This is a genomic window from Prauserella muralis (assembly GCF_003202285.1).
GTDB classification, from domain to species: domain Bacteria; phylum Actinomycetota; class Actinomycetes; order Mycobacteriales; family Pseudonocardiaceae; genus Prauserella_B; species Prauserella_B muralis.
Genome location: NZ_MASW01000002.1, coordinates 1669306 through 1685163, shown reverse-complemented (window position 1 = coordinate 1685163; position 15858 = coordinate 1669306). Strand labels below are relative to the sequence as shown.

The 15858-nt window shown below is 68.3% G+C and carries 24 protein-coding genes; 10 read left to right on the top strand and 14 right to left on the bottom strand.

Annotated elements, in window-relative coordinates:
• Positions 1–82 precede the first annotated feature (82 nt).
• The 7 genes from BAY60_RS19230 to BAY60_RS19200 form a co-directional block, all read right to left on the bottom strand.
• Positions 83–937 (bottom strand): class I SAM-dependent methyltransferase, encoded by an 855-nt coding sequence (locus BAY60_RS19230; RefSeq protein ID WP_342769776.1) that lies wholly within the window; start codon positions 935–937, stop codon positions 83–85.
• Positions 938–1209: 272 nt separating this feature from the next.
• A complete protein-coding gene (locus BAY60_RS19225; RefSeq protein WP_112282268.1) occupies positions 1210–1488 on the bottom strand; it encodes a hypothetical protein in 279 nt (92 codons plus the stop codon).
• 250 nt (positions 1489–1738) lie between these two features.
• The gene (locus BAY60_RS19220; RefSeq protein ID WP_112282267.1) at positions 1739–2098 is read right to left on the bottom strand and encodes a hypothetical protein; all 360 of its coding nucleotides are present in this window, start codon (positions 2096–2098) and stop codon (positions 1739–1741) included.
• Positions 2099–2122: 24 nt separating this feature from the next.
• Positions 2123–2698: a PspA-associated protein PspAB gene (gene pspAB, locus BAY60_RS19215; RefSeq protein ID WP_112282266.1), complete on the bottom strand. Its 576-nt coding sequence runs from the start codon at positions 2696–2698 to the stop codon at positions 2123–2125.
• A 16-nt stretch (positions 2699–2714) separates the two neighbouring features.
• Entirely contained in the window at positions 2715–3617 is a 903-nt protein-coding gene (gene htpX / locus BAY60_RS19210; RefSeq protein WP_112282265.1) for a zinc metalloprotease HtpX, read from the bottom strand.
• Positions 3618–3622: 5 nt separating this feature from the next.
• Entirely contained in the window at positions 3623–3907 is a 285-nt protein-coding gene (gene pspAA / locus BAY60_RS19205; RefSeq protein WP_245992615.1) for a PspA-associated protein PspAA, read from the bottom strand.
• Complete coding sequence (locus BAY60_RS19200; protein ID WP_112282487.1) at positions 3904–4671, bottom strand: PspA/IM30 family protein; 768 nt, start codon at positions 4669–4671, stop codon at positions 3904–3906. The genes pspAA and BAY60_RS19200 overlap by 4 nt, the downstream gene beginning before the upstream one ends.
• Positions 4672–4848: 177 nt before the next feature.
• Here BAY60_RS19200 and BAY60_RS19195 point away from each other — a divergent pair, with 177 nt between their 5' ends.
• From BAY60_RS19195 to BAY60_RS19180, 4 genes are all read left to right on the top strand, one after another.
• On the top strand, positions 4849–5400 hold the full coding sequence (locus BAY60_RS19195; RefSeq protein ID WP_112282264.1) for a hypothetical protein: 552 nt from the start codon (positions 4849–4851) through the stop codon (positions 5398–5400).
• 7 nt (positions 5401–5407) lie between these two features.
• Positions 5408–6484 carry a cytochrome b N-terminal domain-containing protein gene (locus BAY60_RS19190; RefSeq protein WP_112282263.1) on the top strand — a complete coding sequence of 359 codons (1077 nt, stop codon included), beginning with the start codon at positions 5408–5410 and terminating at the stop codon, positions 6482–6484.
• Between the two features lie 13 nt (positions 6485–6497).
• The gene (locus BAY60_RS19185; RefSeq protein ID WP_112282262.1) at positions 6498–6698 is read left to right on the top strand and encodes a hypothetical protein; all 201 of its coding nucleotides are present in this window, start codon (positions 6498–6500) and stop codon (positions 6696–6698) included.
• Between the two features lie 71 nt (positions 6699–6769).
• Positions 6770–7042 (top strand): LPXTG cell wall anchor domain-containing protein, encoded by a 273-nt coding sequence (locus BAY60_RS19180; RefSeq protein ID WP_112282261.1) that lies wholly within the window; start codon positions 6770–6772, stop codon positions 7040–7042.
• Positions 7043–7091: 49 nt separating this feature from the next.
• Here the strand turns inward: BAY60_RS19180 and BAY60_RS19175 are convergent, their stop codons facing one another.
• The 5 genes from BAY60_RS19175 to BAY60_RS19155 all read right to left on the bottom strand — a co-directional run bounded on the left by BAY60_RS19175 (position 7092) and on the right by BAY60_RS19155 (position 11465).
• Complete coding sequence (locus tag BAY60_RS19175) at positions 7092–7292, bottom strand: hypothetical protein (protein WP_112282486.1); 201 nt, start codon at positions 7290–7292, stop codon at positions 7092–7094.
• A 341-nt stretch (positions 7293–7633) separates the two neighbouring features.
• Positions 7634–9961, bottom strand: a complete 2328-nt coding sequence (locus tag BAY60_RS19170) for a heavy metal translocating P-type ATPase (protein WP_112282260.1) — start codon at positions 9959–9961, stop codon at positions 7634–7636.
• 26 nt (positions 9962–9987) lie between these two features.
• Complete coding sequence (locus tag BAY60_RS19165) at positions 9988–10929, bottom strand: hypothetical protein (RefSeq protein WP_112282259.1); 942 nt, start codon at positions 10927–10929, stop codon at positions 9988–9990.
• A gap of 29 nt (positions 10930–10958) precedes the next feature.
• Positions 10959–11165 (bottom strand): heavy-metal-associated domain-containing protein, encoded by a 207-nt coding sequence (locus BAY60_RS19160; protein ID WP_112282258.1) that lies wholly within the window; start codon positions 11163–11165, stop codon positions 10959–10961.
• An 18-nt stretch (positions 11166–11183) separates the two neighbouring features.
• The gene (locus BAY60_RS19155) at positions 11184–11465 is read right to left on the bottom strand and encodes a metal-sensitive transcriptional regulator (RefSeq protein ID WP_112282257.1); all 282 of its coding nucleotides are present in this window, start codon (positions 11463–11465) and stop codon (positions 11184–11186) included.
• 22 nt (positions 11466–11487) lie between these two features.
• On the opposite strand from BAY60_RS19155, the gene BAY60_RS19150 reads away from it, so the two are divergent.
• The 6 genes from BAY60_RS19150 (at position 11488) to BAY60_RS19130 (ending at position 13896) form a co-directional block, all read left to right on the top strand.
• The gene (locus BAY60_RS19150; RefSeq protein WP_342769775.1) at positions 11488–11796 is read left to right on the top strand and encodes a ferredoxin; all 309 of its coding nucleotides are present in this window, start codon (positions 11488–11490) and stop codon (positions 11794–11796) included.
• The gene (locus tag BAY60_RS19145; protein ID WP_245992613.1) at positions 11783–12217 is read left to right on the top strand and encodes an FAD-dependent oxidoreductase; all 435 of its coding nucleotides are present in this window, start codon (positions 11783–11785) and stop codon (positions 12215–12217) included. Before BAY60_RS19150 ends, BAY60_RS19145 begins: the two co-directional genes overlap by 14 nt.
• Positions 12214–12357, top strand: a complete 144-nt coding sequence (locus BAY60_RS37950; RefSeq protein WP_245992612.1) for an NAD-binding protein — start codon at positions 12214–12216, stop codon at positions 12355–12357. The genes BAY60_RS19145 and BAY60_RS37950 overlap by 4 nt, the downstream gene beginning before the upstream one ends.
• Positions 12358–12460: 103 nt before the next feature.
• Positions 12461–12667 carry a heavy-metal-associated domain-containing protein gene (locus tag BAY60_RS19140; RefSeq protein ID WP_112282255.1) on the top strand — a complete coding sequence of 69 codons (207 nt, stop codon included), beginning with the start codon at positions 12461–12463 and terminating at the stop codon, positions 12665–12667.
• A 3-nt stretch (positions 12668–12670) separates the two neighbouring features.
• Positions 12671–12895 carry a CDGSH iron-sulfur domain-containing protein gene (locus BAY60_RS19135; RefSeq protein ID WP_112282254.1) on the top strand — a complete coding sequence of 75 codons (225 nt, stop codon included), beginning with the start codon at positions 12671–12673 and terminating at the stop codon, positions 12893–12895.
• Positions 12896–13035: 140 nt separating this feature from the next.
• Positions 13036–13896 (top strand): F510_1955 family glycosylhydrolase, encoded by an 861-nt coding sequence (locus BAY60_RS19130; protein ID WP_112282253.1) that lies wholly within the window; start codon positions 13036–13038, stop codon positions 13894–13896.
• A gap of 66 nt (positions 13897–13962) precedes the next feature.
• Here the strand turns inward: BAY60_RS19130 and BAY60_RS19125 are convergent, their stop codons facing one another.
• Positions 13963–14292, bottom strand: a complete 330-nt coding sequence (locus BAY60_RS19125) for an organomercurial lyase (RefSeq protein ID WP_211330396.1) — start codon at positions 14290–14292, stop codon at positions 13963–13965.
• Positions 14293–14363: 71 nt separating this feature from the next.
• Positions 14364–15779 carry a mercury(II) reductase gene (gene merA / locus BAY60_RS19120; protein WP_112282252.1) on the bottom strand — a complete coding sequence of 472 codons (1416 nt, stop codon included), beginning with the start codon at positions 15777–15779 and terminating at the stop codon, positions 14364–14366.
• Positions 15780–15858: the final 79 nt, after the last annotated feature.

Sequence of the window (15858 nt, the reverse complement as noted above, 5' to 3'; positions counted from 1 at the left end):
TCGTCACGCTCACCGACGTGGCCCGAACGCTCGAGATCAGGACGATCGAAGCTGAGCAGCGGCCCCGATGACGGGTCTCGGCTCACTGGCACAGGCGTCGAGCGGCCACCAGGTAGCCGGTTCCCATCCATCGGCGCGTCCCGCGGCTGACCGTCCGCTCGGGGTGGGCTCGCCAGTTTCGGGCCCACCGCCTCGCCACCCTGTCCAGTGGCGGCACGAGCGGCGTGAGGTCGTAGTGGACCATGTCCTCAGGCCGCAGTCCGACCTCGCGCAGCATCCGCCGCAGCCGTACCGGGGCCACGGCGCGGATGCCGGAGACCGCCGCTCCGTGGCGACGTCCTGTCCGGACATGCAGCAATCGTTCGAGACGGCCGAGCAGGCGAAGCGCCGGCCAGAAGACACCCCATTCGAACAGCCGGTAGGGGCCGTGCGGGTTGAGCATAGTGACCAGAACGAGGCCGCCGGGGCGGACGACACGGGCCAGCTCACGCAGCGCGCGGGCCGCGTCGGTGTATTCCAGGACGCCCATGGCGAGGACGACGTCGAAGCTTTCGTCGGGAAACGGCAGGTCCTCGATGCGCGCCACTGTCAGGTCGACGTCGTCCGCGCCCGCGACCCTGTCGGCGGCCGCCTTGATCATCGCCCGAGACTGATCACATGCGGTGATGTGGAAATCGCCCGGGCGCGTGTCGAGGAGCCGACGTACCAGCATGCCAGGTCCACATCCGACATCGAGAAGTTCCCCACCGGGGCAGGCTCGTAGCGAGTCCTGCACGACGTACAGCCGGGAGTAGAAGTATCGGGCGGATGGACCCCAACCATCGTGCGCGGCGGCATACCCGAGAGCCTCGGCCATATCCTGATACTGGACGGCAGCGGCGGCGGCGCGCGAGGAGTGTTCGGCCCGGCCACGGTGTTTTACGCCGACGAGTGACACAGCTACCTCCATCTGGGTCGAGTAGCACATCCGCTGGGATCATCGCGAACGCGGCGCGGCTTCCCGCGCCGCGCGTCCCGAGCCAACTTAACTACTACTACCTCACATAAGACTATTTGTGATAGTAGGTAGTCGGCTGACCGCATTGCCTTGTTACAGGAGTCCACGCCGATCGCCGGGCCGACCGGGCGACGATCAGGGTGTCCGGCTCGGGGCGCGGGATCCACTGGCGGCGGGTACCGCAGGGCTGGGGTCAGAGACGCCGAGCATGGTCATGGTGCCCTCGACGGCCGGGGTGATGACGTCGAGCAGCGGCTTGGGTAGACGCCGAAGGCGACGATCAGCATCAGCAGGGGCGCCACCGCCCACACCTCGCGGTGGTTGAGCTCGCGCATGCGCTGCACCGGACGGGGAGTCGGCCCGTGCATGGTGCGCTGGTACATCCACAGGATGTAGAACGCGGCGAGGATCGTGCCGAGCGTCGCGAGATCGCCACGGTTGCGGCGGAGGGCTTGTGCCGCCAGAAGCGAGCACCAACAGCAAGCCCACATCGACCCGGAGCCCGGCGACCGGAATCCACGAGAACAGCGGCACGCCCCGAGCTCGGTGGGTGGGTTCGTAGCCCAGCATCTGCACGAAGGCAAGCACGCCGAGGGCCAGGCTCGCCAGCGGTGCCGCGCAGCCGACCAGATGCGCCACACGGTCGGCGCGACGTCGCCCGCAGAGCAGGAAGGCCGCCCCAAGCAGTGGAAACACCAGCAGCAGCAAAGAGAAGGACCGCACCCTCCGCAGGCACGCCGATCACTGCTTCCGCCTGAGATGCCCGCGTCGTTGCGCCGGTTTCAGAGCGACCTCGCGCATCCGGGCGCGATACGCCGCGCGGTCGATCTCCCCGGCCAGCAGCTGGCGGACCGCGTCCGCCTCCGCGGACAGCGGGTCGACGTGCTCCCGTACGGGCGCGGTGGTATCCGCCGGTGCCGTGGCGTCAGCCGGTAAGAACCGGCGCAGCTCGGCACAGGAGGGGTCACTGTCTAGGCGCCGAGCGCGGCGCCGCATCGTCCAGACGATCGCCACGGCGACAAGCGCGATGACGAACATGCCACCGAGCAGGATCACGAGGGCCACGGAGGAACCGACCACCACTTGCCTGAGCTGTTCCATCACCGTCTCCTGCCGTGATCGCCGTCAGGGCACCGGCGCCGACCAGATCGGGAACCACCGTTCGAGCTCGGGCTCGACGGGCAATTCGCCCGCGATCTCCGCACGGGCACGCATCTCCAGCTCGGTGTCCCGCCGCTGCGCGCCGGTCGGGGCGAAGGGGTAGACGGTGCCGCGCTTGAACAGGTAGACGAGACCAAGCCGTCGTTCGTCACCGGTTGTACCTGCGAAGCCGACGATCGTGCACAGCAGCGAAGGCCCGAACCCGGCGTCGGCGAGGGTGGCGTTGACCGCATGCAGCTGCGTCATCAGCGCCGGAAGATCCACCGTGGACTGTTCGCAGGTGATCCAGGTGTAGCCGTACTCGTCCTCGCTGATGGTGACGCCCGTCGTGTGATCGAGGTCCAGCAGCGCCCGGATATCGGCCCGCGTTCGCGCGGCGGCCCCGCCTTCGGCCTCCTTGAAGCACACCGCGCCGGCGCCCGTCGGCGTCATTCCGAGCGCGGCTTCCAGCGTGTAGGCGGCACCCGGGATCGCGAACAGGACATCCAGGTTGGGTTTGACCGGTTTCGTCCGCCCGAGCAACGTGTCGAGGAATCCCATGGGTTCGCACCGCCTGTCACAGCTGGGCGGACAGGCTGGCGAGCTGGTCCAGCCGCTTCTGCAGGGTCGGGTGGGTGGACAGCAGACTGGACAGGCTCACACCCGATCCCAGAGCGGGCGCGAAGAAGAACGCGTTGAACGCCTCCGCCGCCCGCAGATCGCGGGTCGGAATAATCCGCATATCCCCACTGACCTTGGTCAGCGCCGAGGCCAGCGCGGAAGGCTGACCGGTGAGCATCGCGCCCGCACGGTCGGCGGCCAGCTCCCGGTAACGTGACAGCGCGCGGATGAGCAGGAAGCTGATCGCGTATACGGCCACGGAAACAGCCATCACGAGCAGGATCATCAGAAAGACCTGCCCGCTGTCGCGGCCACCCCGGCGGCCCCCGCCGACGAGGCTTGAGTAGAACGCGAACCGGGCGATGAGCCCGGCCAGGACACCGAGGAACGAGGCGACGGTCATCACGACGACGTCGCGGTGCGCGATGTGCGAGAGCTCGTGCGCGAGCACGCCCTCCAGTTCCTCGGTCTCCAGCCTCCGCGTCAACCCGGTAGTCACGCAGAGCACTGCCCGCGTGGTGCTGCGACCGGTGGCGAACGCGTTGGGCAGCTCGGTGTCGGCAACCGCCACCCTGGGCTTGGGCATGTTCGCGGTAGCGCACAACCGGTCGACGAGCGCGTGCAGCCGCGGCTCCTGCTCAGGGGTGACAATGCGGGCCCGCATGGCGAACAGGGCGATCCGGTCGGAGAACCACCACTGCGCGGCCAGCACCCCAGCCGCGATGAGCACCACCACGACCACCGAGTCGACAAGTACGACCAGCGCGGCGATGAACGCCACGTACACCAGCCCGAGCAGGAACATGGTCACCAGCATGCGTGCGGTGAGCTGGCGGTCGGGACGGAACCGGGTCCGCATCGTACTCACCCCGGGATCAGGCCGTCGTCGCTCAGCATCGCCCGGATCTCGGACAGGCTGGCGTCGGGGGCCGGAAGCACCAGCTCGGACGGGACGAGGACCTCGGCCGCAACCGGAGCACCGCGCTCGCGGACGGCGGTGAGCAGCGCGGCGAGCACCGGGCCCAGCAGATCGGCGTCGCCTTCCTCGACTGCCTCCTGAAGCTGGGTGTCCAGGACGTTGAGCTCGTCGACGCGGCTGTCGTCGACCTCGTATTGGCCCTCGCCGAGAATGCGGATGATCACGATCACGCCTCCTTCTCCTGCTGGGTGCCCTCGCCGGTTGCGAGCTGGGCCGGTGCCTGCGGGGCAGCGATCTGTGCCTTCAGCTGGGCGAGCTGGCCCTCGACAGTGGCTTCGCCGCCCTTGGCGGCCTCCAGCGCCGCCTGGATGTCGTCGCGCTGGCCGAGCGGCAGTGACGCGTCGTCCAAGGCACCAGATGCCATCAGCTCATCGAGCGCCTGGGCGCGCGACGCCATCTGGGCGGTCTTGTCCTCGGCGCGCTGCATCGCCAGGCCGACGTCGCCCATCTCCTCGGAGATCCCGGACACAGCCTCGCCGATCTTGCTCTGCGCCTCGGCGGCGGTGTAGGTGGCCTTGATGGTCTCCTTACGGGTGCGGAACGCCTCCACCTTCTCCTGCAGCCGCTGCGAGGCCACCGTGAGCTTGTCCTCTTCGGACTTTAGCGCGTCCGCCTGGGGTTGCAGCTGATCGATCTGCGCCAGCGCCGCCGAGCGCCGTGTCAACGCCTCGCGCGCCAGCTCGTCCTTGCCCAGCTCGACCGCGTGGCTCGCCTGCTGCTGGAGCCGGTCGGCGGCCTGCCGTGCCAGCCGAATCTGTAGCTCGACCCGTTTGCGGCTGGTGGCCACATCGGCCAGCCCCCGCCGTACCTTGGCCAGCATCTCCACCTGGCGCTCGTAGGAATAATCCAGCACCTCACGCGGATCCTCAGCGCGATCGAGTGCCTTGTTCGCCTTCACCCGGAACAGCAGGGCCAGCCGTCGAGCGATACCCATCGTCATCCACTTCCTTCCCAGGCGGGACTCTCGCGTTTCCTCGAGGTTCGTCCCGCGGACACTCACGGCACCAGGGAACAGTGTCCTACTAGGCAGGGTCGTAGGCCCCTAGTCGCAGGGCGCGCCGGTGAGCGAGGGTGCACGTCTGCAGAAGGTCGGACTCGACGGAGGAGCTGCATGACGTTCATTGACGTGCGCCGACTGCTGACGACGACCGGAGTGCTGGCGGCGTTGGCGCTGCTGCTGACCCCTCAAGTGGCCGCGGCGGACGGCGACGAGGGCACCGATCGCGCGTATGACTTCGTTCGCCAGGCGATCGCATTGATCGTCAACACTCCCGGAGACATGGAGGGCATCGAAGACAAGGTCGGCGACGCCCTCGAGGCTCCGGACGCCTCGCAGGTGCGGATGCCGCTGGTGGAGCGGGCCGAGCAGGCTCTGGAGGGCGGCGACCTGCACCAGGTGCGTGCCCTGCTCGAGCGCTCCCTCGGCGCGCGCGTGCACCTCGGCTCGGATGAGCCGGCGCCGATCGGCCAGCCCGCCCGGCCCACCGGAATGGACAGCGGCACCGTCGCCGCGCTCGACCCACGGCCTGGCCGGAACGGGTTCAACGGCGGCGACTGGATCATTCTGGCGCTCTCCGCGGCCGCCGGCCTTGGCGGCGTCGCGCTGTCGCTGCGACTGCGCCCCCGCCGCCTGCCCCACCCCGGCCCAGGCCCCGTGAGGTGATGCGACGATGAAGCCCAAGCTGAACACCCACGAGGCCCCGGCCGCGGTCGAGCGGCGCCGCTGGGGCCATCGCGCCCTGGACACCATCGACGACCGGCTCGGCATCAAAGCCGTCCAATACCCGGTGCCCGCCCACGCCAACACAATCAGCTACAGCCTCGGCGGCCTCACCGCCGTCGCGCTGCTGATCCTGACCGTCACCGGGATTGCGCTCGCCCAGTTCTACAACCCCGACCCCACAGCCGCCAACCAGTCCGTGCGCGACATCGTCGACAACATCTACTTGGGACGCTGGGTGCGTGGTCTGCACTTCTGGGCCGCCGAAGCCATGTACGTACTGGCGATCCTGCACCTGCTGCGGATCTACGTCACCGGCTCCTACAAACGACCCCGCGAGGCGAACTGGCTGGTCGGCGTGGCCATGTTCGCCCTGATCATCGGAGCACTGTTCACCGGAACCGTGCTCAAGTGGGATCAGGAAGGCTTCGAGGCACTCGCCCACAACCTGGAGCTGGGCCGGCTGCTCGGCGGGCTCGGATTCTGGTTCTCCGACTCCTTCTCCGAAGGGGTGCCGATCGTGGTGCGGCTCTACGTCGCGCACGTGGCCATCATCCCCGGCCTGATCCTCGCGTTGTTCGCCCTGCACGCCCTGCTGGTGAAATACCACAAGATCTCGCCACGCCCGGACAACCCGACCGAGAGCGGTGAACCGGCCGAGCCGTTCACCCACCACCTGCGCCACATCGGCGCGCTCGGCCTGGTCCTGCTCGGCGGCCTTGGCGTGCTCGCGGTCCTGTTCCCGCCAGGCATCGGCGCCACCCCTGTCGAGGGAATCGAGGTCACCCGCCCGCGGTGGATGTTCTGGTGGATGTTCACCTTGGAGAACTGGGTCGGTCTCTCCGGCATCCTCTGGGGCGCTGCCGCTCTGTTCGCGCTGCTGGTCGCGCTCCCCTTCCTCGACCACAACCGCCGCCGCTACTGGCGGCAACGACCGGTCGCCATGATCCTCGGAGCACTCGTCCTGGTGGCGATCATCGTGCTGACCGTCCTGGAAGCCGTCAGCACGCCAGCCCAGCACCTGTAGGCAGGTGAGTCGCATGGTGCGTGCACATCGCAGCCTGATCGGCCTGGCCGCAATCGCCGTCCTGGCGACGGGCATGGCCGCCCAAGCACTGGCAGCACCGGCCGGTGTCTGGGCCGACGTCCGCCTTGCCACGAGCCTGCTCCTGCTAACCGTGAGCCTGACGCTCGCCGGACGCGTCCTCCGCTACCTCGGCCGCCGCCCACCGCCCTCGTGAACTCCACCAGGTGGACTACTATGATGGATCGTACATAGAAGGCGTTGGCTACGGCGAGAGGAACCGGGAACGTGCCCAAGAAAGCCGCCAACCCCCGGCGTCGCCAGCCCCAGAAGGTGACCTACACCGCGGCATACCGGCGCCGGCTGGTCTGGCGGATTGCGGGTTTCATCATTATGGGAATCGGCGTGGTAATGACCCTGGTCCACATCGTCGTGCACCTTGGCCGTCTGCAATTCCTCCCCACCACAGGGCTGCAGGACCTGCTGACCGGCTATCCGATGGCTGGCTTGCTGTTCATCGCCGGTGTGCTTCTCGTCAGCCGCCGACATCGAACAAGCTGAGCTGCGGAGGCGCCTGTGCCAACCAAGAGCGGCTCGGCGAGGCGTGGGTTCAGGGGCAGGTATGGCCGTCCCATCCTGCGTAGCCGCTGTGCCTGCCTGGGTTGTGGTCGCCGTCGAGCCCCATCGTCCGCGCACAGGATGAGACATGGGCGCCGAAGTCACGACCGGTAGCCGCCTGCGTCGGCACCGCTGTCAGCAGCGCGACCGCGGCGGCGATGCTTGCGCCGAGAACCCCGATCCTTCGTGTCATGGTCAAACCCCTTCCGGGAGCAGTGTCAGCTGTTTGCGGGTACTGCCAGGAGACCGCACCATGCCTGGTTCAGCGCAGAGCCGAAGGACAGCGCGATTCGGGTCTTTCGGCCCGCGGACCCAGCCCCGGTACGCGGTCGATCACGTCGATGACGTGGGATGTTCGGTGCCCGGCTGCAAGCGCATCAGGTCGAAGAACGTCGACCACCCGGAGTGCGAGGTCCGGGGATGTGCTTGACAGCAGTTCGGACTCCTGCACGCGCAGCATGGCCGTCGGCGCTCACCGAGGACAGTGCGGTGAGCACCGACGGCACGGGTACCGTTTCTGTTGTGGTTCGTGCGTTACCGGGCGGCGACCGGCTCCTTGACCACCGCATCCGTCGCATCGGTCGCCGGCACGGTGGCGGTCGTCGCGCTGCGGAAGCTACGCAACCGCAAGCTGTTGCCGACCACGAACACCGAGCTGAACGCCATGGCGGCACCGGCGATGAGGGGGTTCAGCAGCCCGGCCGCGGCGAGAGGAAGCGCCGACACGTTGTAGGCGAAGGCCCAGAACAGGTTGCCCTTGATGGTGCGCAAGGTCTTGCGCGACAACCGGATCGCGTCAGCAGCTACCCGGAGATCGCCGCGCACCAGGGTGAGGTCGCTGGCCTCGATGGCGACGTCAGTGCCGGTCCCCATCGCCAGGCCGAGATCCGCCTGCGCGAGCGCGGCGGCGTCGTTGATGCCGTCGCCGACCATGGCCACGACCTTGCCCTCGGACTGCAGGCGCTTCACGACGTCCACTTTGTCCTTCGGCAGCACCTCGGCGATCACCTCGTCTATGCCGACATCGGCGGCCACTGTACGAGCCACTGCTTCGTTGTCACCGGTGAGCAGCACTGGCGTGAGCCCGAGCTCCCGCAGTTGCGTGATCGCCTCCGCCGAGGTGAGTTTGACGGTGTCGGCGACCACGAGCACGGCACGCGCCTGGCCGTCCCAGCCGACCGTCACCGCGGTCTTGCCCTGCTGCTCCGCCGAAGCCTTGGCCTCGGCCAACTCGGTTGTGAGACGCTGGCTCCACTCTTCGAGTAGCGCGGCGCGACCGACGAGCACAGCACGGCCCTCGACGATGCCCTGTACGCCGAGACCTTCGACGTTGGTGAACTCCGCCACGGCGGGCAGCTGCCCGACCCTGTCCGCTGCGCCGCGCGCAATGGCTTGCGCGATCGGGTGCTCTGAAGCGTTCTCCAACGCACCGGCCAGGCGCAGGACCTCGTCGGCGTCCACACCGTCGGCGACATGCACGTCGGCCAGCGCCATCTTGCCAGTGGTCACCGTGCCGGTCTTGTCCAGCACGATCGTGTCGATGCGCCGGGTGGACTCCAGCACCTCCGGCCCCTTGATCAGGATGCCCAGCTGGGCACCCCGGCCCGTGCCGACCAACAGCGCAGTGGGCGTGGCGAGGCCCAGCGCGCACGGGCAGGCGATGATCAGCACCGCGACCGCGGCGGTGAAAGCGGCGGCGACGGAGCCGCCGGTGCCGAGCCAGAAGGCCAGGGTGCCGACCGCAAGGGCGATGACGATGGGCACGAACACCGCGGAGATACGATCGGCCAGCCGCTGCACGGCTGCCTTGCCCGTCTGCGCTTCCTCGACGAGCTTGGCCATCTGCGCCAGCTGCGTGTCCGAACCGATTCGGGTCGCCCGGACCACCAGTCTTCCGCCCGAGTTCACGGTCGCGCCCACCACGGTGTCGCCAGGCCCGACCTCGACGGGCACCGACTCCCCGGTGAGCATGCTCGCGTCGACCGCGGAGTTACCTTCTTCGATGACGCCGTCGGTGGCGATCTTCTCGCCCGGCCGGACGACGAACTGATCGCCCACCGCCAGTTGATCGGTGGGGATGCGCTCTTCGCGACCGTTGCGGAGCACGGCCACGTCCTTCGCGCCGAGCTGGAGCAACGCCCGCAGGGCCGCGCCCGCACGTCGCTTGGACCGGGCCTCGAAATACCGGCCCGCCAGGATCGCCGTCGTCACCCCGGCGGCGACCTCGAGATAGATGTTGGCGTCGCCGCTGATGCGCTGGATGGTCAGCTCGAACGGGTGCGTCATGCCGGGCTCGCCGGCGCTGCCGAACAGCAGCGCGTACAGCGACCAGCCGAATGCGGCGAGCGTGCCCATCGAGATCAGCGTGTCCATCGTGGCCGCGCCGTGCCGCAGGTTCGCCCACGCCGCCTTGTGAAACGGCCACCCCGCCCACACGACCACGGGCGCGGCGAGGGTCAGCGAGATCCACTGCCAGTAGGTGAACTGCAGGGCAGGGATCATGGCCAATGCGATCACCGGCACCGAGAGCGCCAGCGATCCGAACAGCCGCTGCCGCAGCGACCGGGTGGGATCGTCCTCCTCGGCGCCCGACTCCATCTCTGGTTCGGTCTTCTTCGGTTGCGGCAGCGTGGCCGAGTAGCCGGCCGCCTCGACCTGTTCCACGAGCTGACTTGGGTCGAGGTCGCTGGGGAAGCTGACCTTGGCCTTCTCGGTGGCGTAGTTGACCGTGGCGGTGACGCCGTCGAGTTTGTTGAGCTTGCGTTCGATGCGCATCGCGCAGGAGGCGCAGGTCATGCCGCCGATCGCCAGTTCGATGTCGCGACCGGCGGCCTGCTGGGAATCGTGCAGGTCAGAAGTCATCGTGGTGCCCCTTCCTGGATCGCTGGTCAACCGTGGCCGCCATGGCCGTCACCGGTCACCGGTGCTTGCGCCTGCGTGGCCCCGGCAGCGGGCACGGTGAATGCGGCGGTGCGGACCTTGCCGTTGTGCTGGAAGTCCAGGAACAGCCGATATGTGCCGGCGGAGGGGACCTCCGCGTAGAAAGTGACGTCAGGTCCGGGCTTCGTGACTCCGTCACCGGGTTCGCCATCGGGGTGGACGTGCAGGTAGGCGAGGTCCCCGCCACGCAGCGCGACCAGGTGCCCGTAAGCACCGAGGTAGGGCTGCAGGTTGGTGACGTCCTTGCCGTCCTTGGTGACCGTCAGCGTCACCTTCGACGTGCGCCCCGGCACGAGCTCGCCGTCGAGGCGCACCCGGTACCCGTCGACCTCCGCCACCCGTGACGGCGCGTAGGTCTTGGGCTGGAAGTCGCCCGGCACGGCCAGGTCGACGCCGAGCGTGGTGGCCTCGCCTCCGGCCGGGGCGAAGTCGGCGAACACCCGGTAGCTGCCCGCCCGCGCGGCGTTCAGCGGCACCGTCCAGGTGCCATCGGCGCTCATCTCCGGGTGCACGTGCTGGAACCCGGCCGTGTCGCGGCGCACCACGATGAGGTGCATGCGCTTCTCGTGCTCGACGTCGAAGCGGGTGACCGGCTCGCCGTCGGGCCCGGTGATCTGGAAGGAGAACTGGTTGGTGGTCCCCGGGGTCAGCGTCGTACTGGTGGGCGCGAGGGTGTAACCGCCCCTGGACGACGCGAGCCCCGCAGGCTCATCGGGCTGCGTGGTCTCCGCGACGGTGTCGCTGTTGCTGTCCCTGTGCGCGGCGTCCTCGGTACCGTGCGTGCCAGCTTCGCTGGTGAGGGGACCGACAGCGGTGCCGACCGCCCACGCGCCACCGGCGACGAGGGCGAGGGCTACACCGTAGGCGGAGAGCTTCCCTGCAGTGTTCATGAGCTTCCTATCTGCCGTGCTGCGCCGCGTTATGCGGTCAGCTGGTATCCGGCCTCTTCCACGGCGGCGCGCATCTCGTCGGCGCCCAACTCCTGGTCGCTGGTCACGACGACCTCGCCCGTGGGCAGGTCCACGGCCACGTCGGTCACCCCGTCAATGGCGCCGACCTCCTCGGTCACCGAACGCACGCAGTGCTCGCACGTCATACCGGTCACGGTGTAGGTCTGCTGAGCCATCTGTCTTCCCTTTCTGCGTCAAGAACGGACGAGCCGGGCAATGGCATCGCTGGCCTCGCGCACCTTCGCGTCCGCGGTCTCGCCGCCCTCGGCGATCGCCTCTGCCACGCAGTGTTTGAGGTGCTCGTCCATCAGCCCGAGGGACACCGCCTGCAGCGCCTTGGTCGCGGCCGCGATCTGCGTGAGCACGTCGATGCAGTACTCGTCGTTCTCGACCATCCGCTGCAAGCCCCGGATCTGCCCCTCGATACGGCGCAGCCGCTTGAGGTAGGCGTCCTTGTCTCCGGTGTATCCCCGCATTGCCATCTCCTCGCCTGGGTCGATGAGCTCGACTTTACCCCTTACCCGTATTCAAGGAAGGAGCATCCGGACTCACCGACACGTCCATATATGCCATAGGGGGGTAAGGCAGTCAATGAGAGGACGAGCGGTGCGAGTCACCATCGACTTCGACAAGTGCGAGGGACACGGCCTGTGCGCGTTGACCGCTCCGGAGGTCTTCTGGATCGACGAGGACGGGTACACACAGTTCGTCTCCGAGCCTGGCGAATCTGAGCGGGACAACGTCATCCGCGCCGCTCAGGGGTGCCCAGCGCTAGCCATCCAGGTCCTCGAGGATGGCCAGGCATAAGTTGCGCGAGCCAGCGATCGTCATCGTCGGCGGCGGCGTCGCGGGCTTGCGGACCGCGGAGGCACTTCGCAGCCGTGGTTTCAGCGGCGAGCTGCTCGGTGTCAGTGCGGAACCGCACTATCCCTATGCCCGGCCGCCATTGTCGAAGGTCGCACTATACAGCATAGACGGGTCTGGAGTACCCCTGTCCACCACAGCAGACGTGCGCTGGCAACGCGGTGTCACGGCGACCAGCCTGGATGTGACGGGCGGGTACGTGGAGCTCGACGACGATCGACTGGTCGCCTTCGATGCTGCCGTCCTCGCCACAGGCGTCCGTGCCCGGCGCCTGCCGGGTCGGGTACCTGGCATGGAGCTGCGGACAGTTGAGGACGCCGAGCGGCTGCGCACCGTCCGCACGGCACGCCAGGTCACGTGGTGATCGTCGGAGCGGGCTTCATCGGATCAGAGGTCGCCGTCGCCGCCCGGTCGCGACAGTGGCACGCGACGGTCGTCGACGTCAGCCCGAGCCCGCTGGCTGCAGCGCTCGGGCAGCACGCCGCGCGGTGGCTGTGGGACTAGCACCGCGCGCACGGTATCGAGCTCCGCCCCGGCGAGCCTGCGACACTTGATACCCTACCCCCGTAGTGTTAAGTTCGGGATTGCCATCGCCGAAGGGAAATCAATGAGCGCGAGCACCTACACCGTCAAAGGCATGACCTGCTCGGGATGTATGAACAAGGTGACCACCGCGGTCACCGGCGTGGCCGGTGTCAACGACGTCGATGTCGACATCGCGACCGGTGAGGTCACGGTGATCAGCGACGCACCGATCGACAGCGAGCTCGTCCGGGCGGCGATCGCGGACGCCGGCTACGAAGTCGCCCAGTAAGCCATGAGCACCGAACCGAGCTCCGACCCCATCGTGGTTAAGACGGTGGACAACGGTCCCTATCAGATCAAAGGCCCGATCCGGCTCGTCGACCACGAGAACAACAGCTATGAATTGGGTCCCGGGCGCACGACGCTCCTGTGCCGCTGCGGAATGTCAGCAAAGAAGCCCTTCTGCGACGGGTCACACGCCAGAAACGGGTTCAGCGCCACCGAGCGATCGAAGTAGCAGAAGCGGTGGCGCCGGGCAGCTCCGGCGCCATCGCTTCGATACGCGCTGCTTTGCGTAGCCGCCACCGCTGCCGGGAACTACTAACCGATATAGTTCCACTGGCACGCGGAGGCAACGCACGAAGGAGCGACAGCACGGTGACGCAGCGCAACAGCATCAGTACCGGCGCAGTGGCCGTGATCGCCGCTGTCGCGCTTGCCGGGTGCGGTCAAACCGGCGAGCAGGCGGCGGACAATGAGGCCGACGCAGCACCCACGCTCGGACACGTGCACGGCCTCGGCGTCGACCCCGCCGACGGCACCCTCTACGCCGCGAGCCACTACGGCGTGTTCCGGCTTCCCGACCAGGGCGACCCCGAGCTGATCGCGGACCGGCAGCAGGACACGATGGGGTTCACCATCGTCGGCCCACGGCACTTCCTCGGCAGCGGCCACCCCGACCCGGACGAGGACCTCCCGCCACACCTCGGCCTGATCGAAAGCACCGACGCGGGCCAGACATGGAAGTCCCTGTCACTTTCCGGGGAAACCGACTTCCACGCTCTCGAAGCCAAGCACAAGCTGGTCTACGGCTACGACAGCCAGACCCAGCAACTCATGGTCACCGCCGACCGGCAGAACTGGGACCGGCGCGCACGCATCGCGCTCGCCGACTTCACCGTCCACCCGACAAACGCGGACACACTGCTGGCAACCACCGAGGAGGGCCCCGCACGCAGCACCGACGGCGGCCGCACCTTCGCCGCCATGGCAGAAGCCCCCGTCCTCCTGCTCCTCGGCTGGCCCGCAGAGGGCACGCTGATCGGTATCGATCCGGACGGCAGGGTCCATACCAGCAAGGACGGCGGCGCCTCGTGGTCTGCGGCGGGCCAGGTACCCGGCGCACCGCAAGCCCTGGCGACGAACGGAAACTCCGAGGTCTACGTCGCCACCGAGACGGGCATCCACGCATCCCGCGACGGCGGGCGCACCTTCACCCTGCGCCAGGCGCTCGGCTGAACACCCTGCCGGCTCCGCATGACGAGACGGTGAGGTTCCGCCGAGGTCACGTGCCTCAGCAAATCGCTAACCACGGCCGCGCGGCTGCTGGCTGGCGAAGAATTGCACGTGGTTGCAGAACGCCGTGCGTACCGATGTCAGATCGTCGGGAGTGACCAGCGAGACCACGGCTGTCGCTCGGACGATGCTGGGGACTCCGCTGGCGTCGATGGCGAGGCGTGGGCGTCCATGGCGCACCACGTGTTGAGCTGCCACCCGTCGATCGAAGCGATGCGGGGCGGGCCGCAGCGTCAGGCCGGCGCCGACGATCCGGCCCTGGTCGTCGTATTCGATGTCCGGCGAGGTCACCAGGGCGCGCCGAATCTCCTCCACCGGTTGGCCGTGAGCGGCGTCCACCGCGTCCTGTGTGGACCTTATCTGTTTCGCGTTCGGTCGCCACGATCGGCACCTTTCTGGTGCAGTGGCTTTCAGGCGGCGCAGCAGGAGAGCTTGGCCACGTCGCGGGTGAAGGTTTGGGCGGCGAGCTTCAATGCTTCGGCCATGGTCAGATAGGGGCACCACAGCTCGCCTATCTCGTCGACACTCATCTGGTTGTGCAGCGCGTACACGGCCGCGGCGATCACGTCACCGGCACCGTCGGCCAGCACGTGCGCGCCGAGCAGCCGCCCGGTGTCGCGTTCGGCGACCAGCTTGACCAGGCCGCGGGTGTCGCGGTCGACCAGGGCGCGGGGTACGTGTTCCAGCGGCAACACCCGGCATTCGACGTCGTAGCCCTGCGCCTGGGCCTCGGCGTCGGTGAGCCCGGCCGCGGCGATCTGGGGGTTGGTGAAGGTCACCCGCGGCAGGTGGTGGTAATCGGGTGTCCGGCCTGCCTGGTGGAAGGCGTTGTCGACTACGATCGCGCCGTGCGCGCCGGCGACGTAGACGAACTGGGGGTGCCCGGTCACATCGCCGGCGGCCCAGATGCTCGGGGTGTCGGTACGCAGCTGTTCGTCGGTGACGATCTGGCCGCGCTCGCCGATGGTCACCCCGACGGCGTCTAGACCGAGCCCGTCGGTGACGGGTTTGCGGCCGGTAGCCATGAGCAGCTCGTCGGCCCGCAGCTGGCGGGTGTGTCCGTGCGAGTCGCGCAGGTCGGCGACCACCTGCCCGTTCTCGAGGCGCACGCGGGTGAGGACCGTGCCGGCGTGCACGCAGATCCCGGTGCCGGCGAAGACGTGTACCAGAGCGTGAGAGATCTCGGGTTCCTCGGCCGGTGCGAGTCGATCTTCCATCTCCACGACGTCGATGCGCGCCCCCAGGCGGGAGAACAGTTGGGCTTGTTCCAGCCCAACGTAGTTCCCGCCGACCACGAGCATTGACTCGGGCAGGGTTTTGAGTTCCATGGCCGTGGTCGAGGTCAGGTAGCCCACCTCGGCTAGCCCGTCCACGGGTGGGGTCCACGGGGCCGAGCCGGTAGCGATGAGGTAGTGCTCGGCCTCGATGCGGCGCGTCCCGCCGTCAGCCACGCTGACTTCCAGCGCGGGGCCATCGATGAACCGGGCTTGGCCGGTGATGATCTCCCAGCCGTACTCGGCGGCCAGGCCGATATATTTGTCCTGCTGCATTCCGGCCACCAAGTCGGCTTTACCCTCGATCAGCTCGGCGAGGGCGACCTCATCGGCGCTGGCCCGCAACCCCGGGAATCGCTCGGCCGAGAGCGCCACGTGCCGGGCCTCCGCCGCGGCCAGCAGCGCCTTCGACGGTACGCAGCCGGTGTTCACACACGTGCCCCCGACGGTGCCGCGCTCGATCATCACGACCGCGCGGTCCTCCCGCCGGGCGGCGATTGCCGCCGCGAAGGCACCACCCCCGGAACCGATGATCGCCAGATCGAAGGCCATGTCGACCCTCCCTTCCTCGCGGCCATGCGTGGCCCCACCTGTTCGTATTCGTCATGCCGGATATATTCTCGCCTAATGG

What these genes read in the sequence shown, in the direction of transcription:
- merA (WP_112282252.1), bottom strand. Translation starts at nt 15,779, where the DNA reads ATGGCCTTCGATCTGGCGATCATCGGTTCCGGGGGTGGTGCCTTCGCG.
- BAY60_RS19220 (WP_112282267.1), bottom strand. Translation starts at nt 2,098, where the DNA reads ATGGAACAGCTCAGGCAAGTGGTGGTCGGTTCCTCCGTGGCCCTCGTG.
- htpX (WP_112282265.1), bottom strand. Translation starts at nt 3,617, where the DNA reads ATGCGGACCCGGTTCCGTCCCGACCGCCAGCTCACCGCACGCATGCTG.
- BAY60_RS19160 (WP_112282258.1), bottom strand. Translation starts at nt 11,165, where the DNA reads ATGGCTCAGCAGACCTACACCGTGACCGGTATGACGTGCGAGCACTGC.
- BAY60_RS19225 (WP_112282268.1), bottom strand. Translation starts at nt 1,488, where the DNA reads ATGTGGGCTTGCTGTTGGTGCTCGCTTCTGGCGGCACAAGCCCTCCGC.
- BAY60_RS19170 (WP_112282260.1), bottom strand. Translation starts at nt 9,961, where the DNA reads ATGACTTCTGACCTGCACGATTCCCAGCAGGCCGCCGGTCGCGACATC.
- BAY60_RS19150 (WP_342769775.1), top strand. Translation starts at nt 11,488, where the DNA reads ATGAGCTCGACTTTACCCCTTACCCGTATTCAAGGAAGGAGCATCCGG.
- BAY60_RS19135 (WP_112282254.1), top strand. Translation starts at nt 12,671, where the DNA reads ATGAGCACCGAACCGAGCTCCGACCCCATCGTGGTTAAGACGGTGGAC.
- BAY60_RS19200 (WP_112282487.1), bottom strand. Translation starts at nt 4,671, where the DNA reads ATGGGTATCGCTCGACGGCTGGCCCTGCTGTTCCGGGTGAAGGCGAAC.
- BAY60_RS19195 (WP_112282264.1), top strand. Translation starts at nt 4,849, where the DNA reads ATGACGTTCATTGACGTGCGCCGACTGCTGACGACGACCGGAGTGCTG.
- BAY60_RS19165 (WP_112282259.1), bottom strand. Translation starts at nt 10,929, where the DNA reads ATGAACACTGCAGGGAAGCTCTCCGCCTACGGTGTAGCCCTCGCCCTC.
- BAY60_RS19185 (WP_112282262.1), top strand. Translation starts at nt 6,498, where the DNA reads ATGGTGCGTGCACATCGCAGCCTGATCGGCCTGGCCGCAATCGCCGTC.
- BAY60_RS19155 (WP_112282257.1), bottom strand. Translation starts at nt 11,465, where the DNA reads ATGCGGGGATACACCGGAGACAAGGACGCCTACCTCAAGCGGCTGCGC.
- BAY60_RS19145 (WP_245992613.1), top strand. Translation starts at nt 11,783, where the DNA reads ATGGCCAGGCATAAGTTGCGCGAGCCAGCGATCGTCATCGTCGGCGGC.
- pspAB (WP_112282266.1), bottom strand. Translation starts at nt 2,698, where the DNA reads ATGGGATTCCTCGACACGTTGCTCGGGCGGACGAAACCGGTCAAACCC.
- BAY60_RS19140 (WP_112282255.1), top strand. Translation starts at nt 12,461, where the DNA reads ATGAGCGCGAGCACCTACACCGTCAAAGGCATGACCTGCTCGGGATGT.
- BAY60_RS19190 (WP_112282263.1), top strand. Translation starts at nt 5,408, where the DNA reads ATGAAGCCCAAGCTGAACACCCACGAGGCCCCGGCCGCGGTCGAGCGG.
- BAY60_RS19175 (WP_112282486.1), bottom strand. Translation starts at nt 7,292, where the DNA reads ATGACACGAAGGATCGGGGTTCTCGGCGCAAGCATCGCCGCCGCGGTC.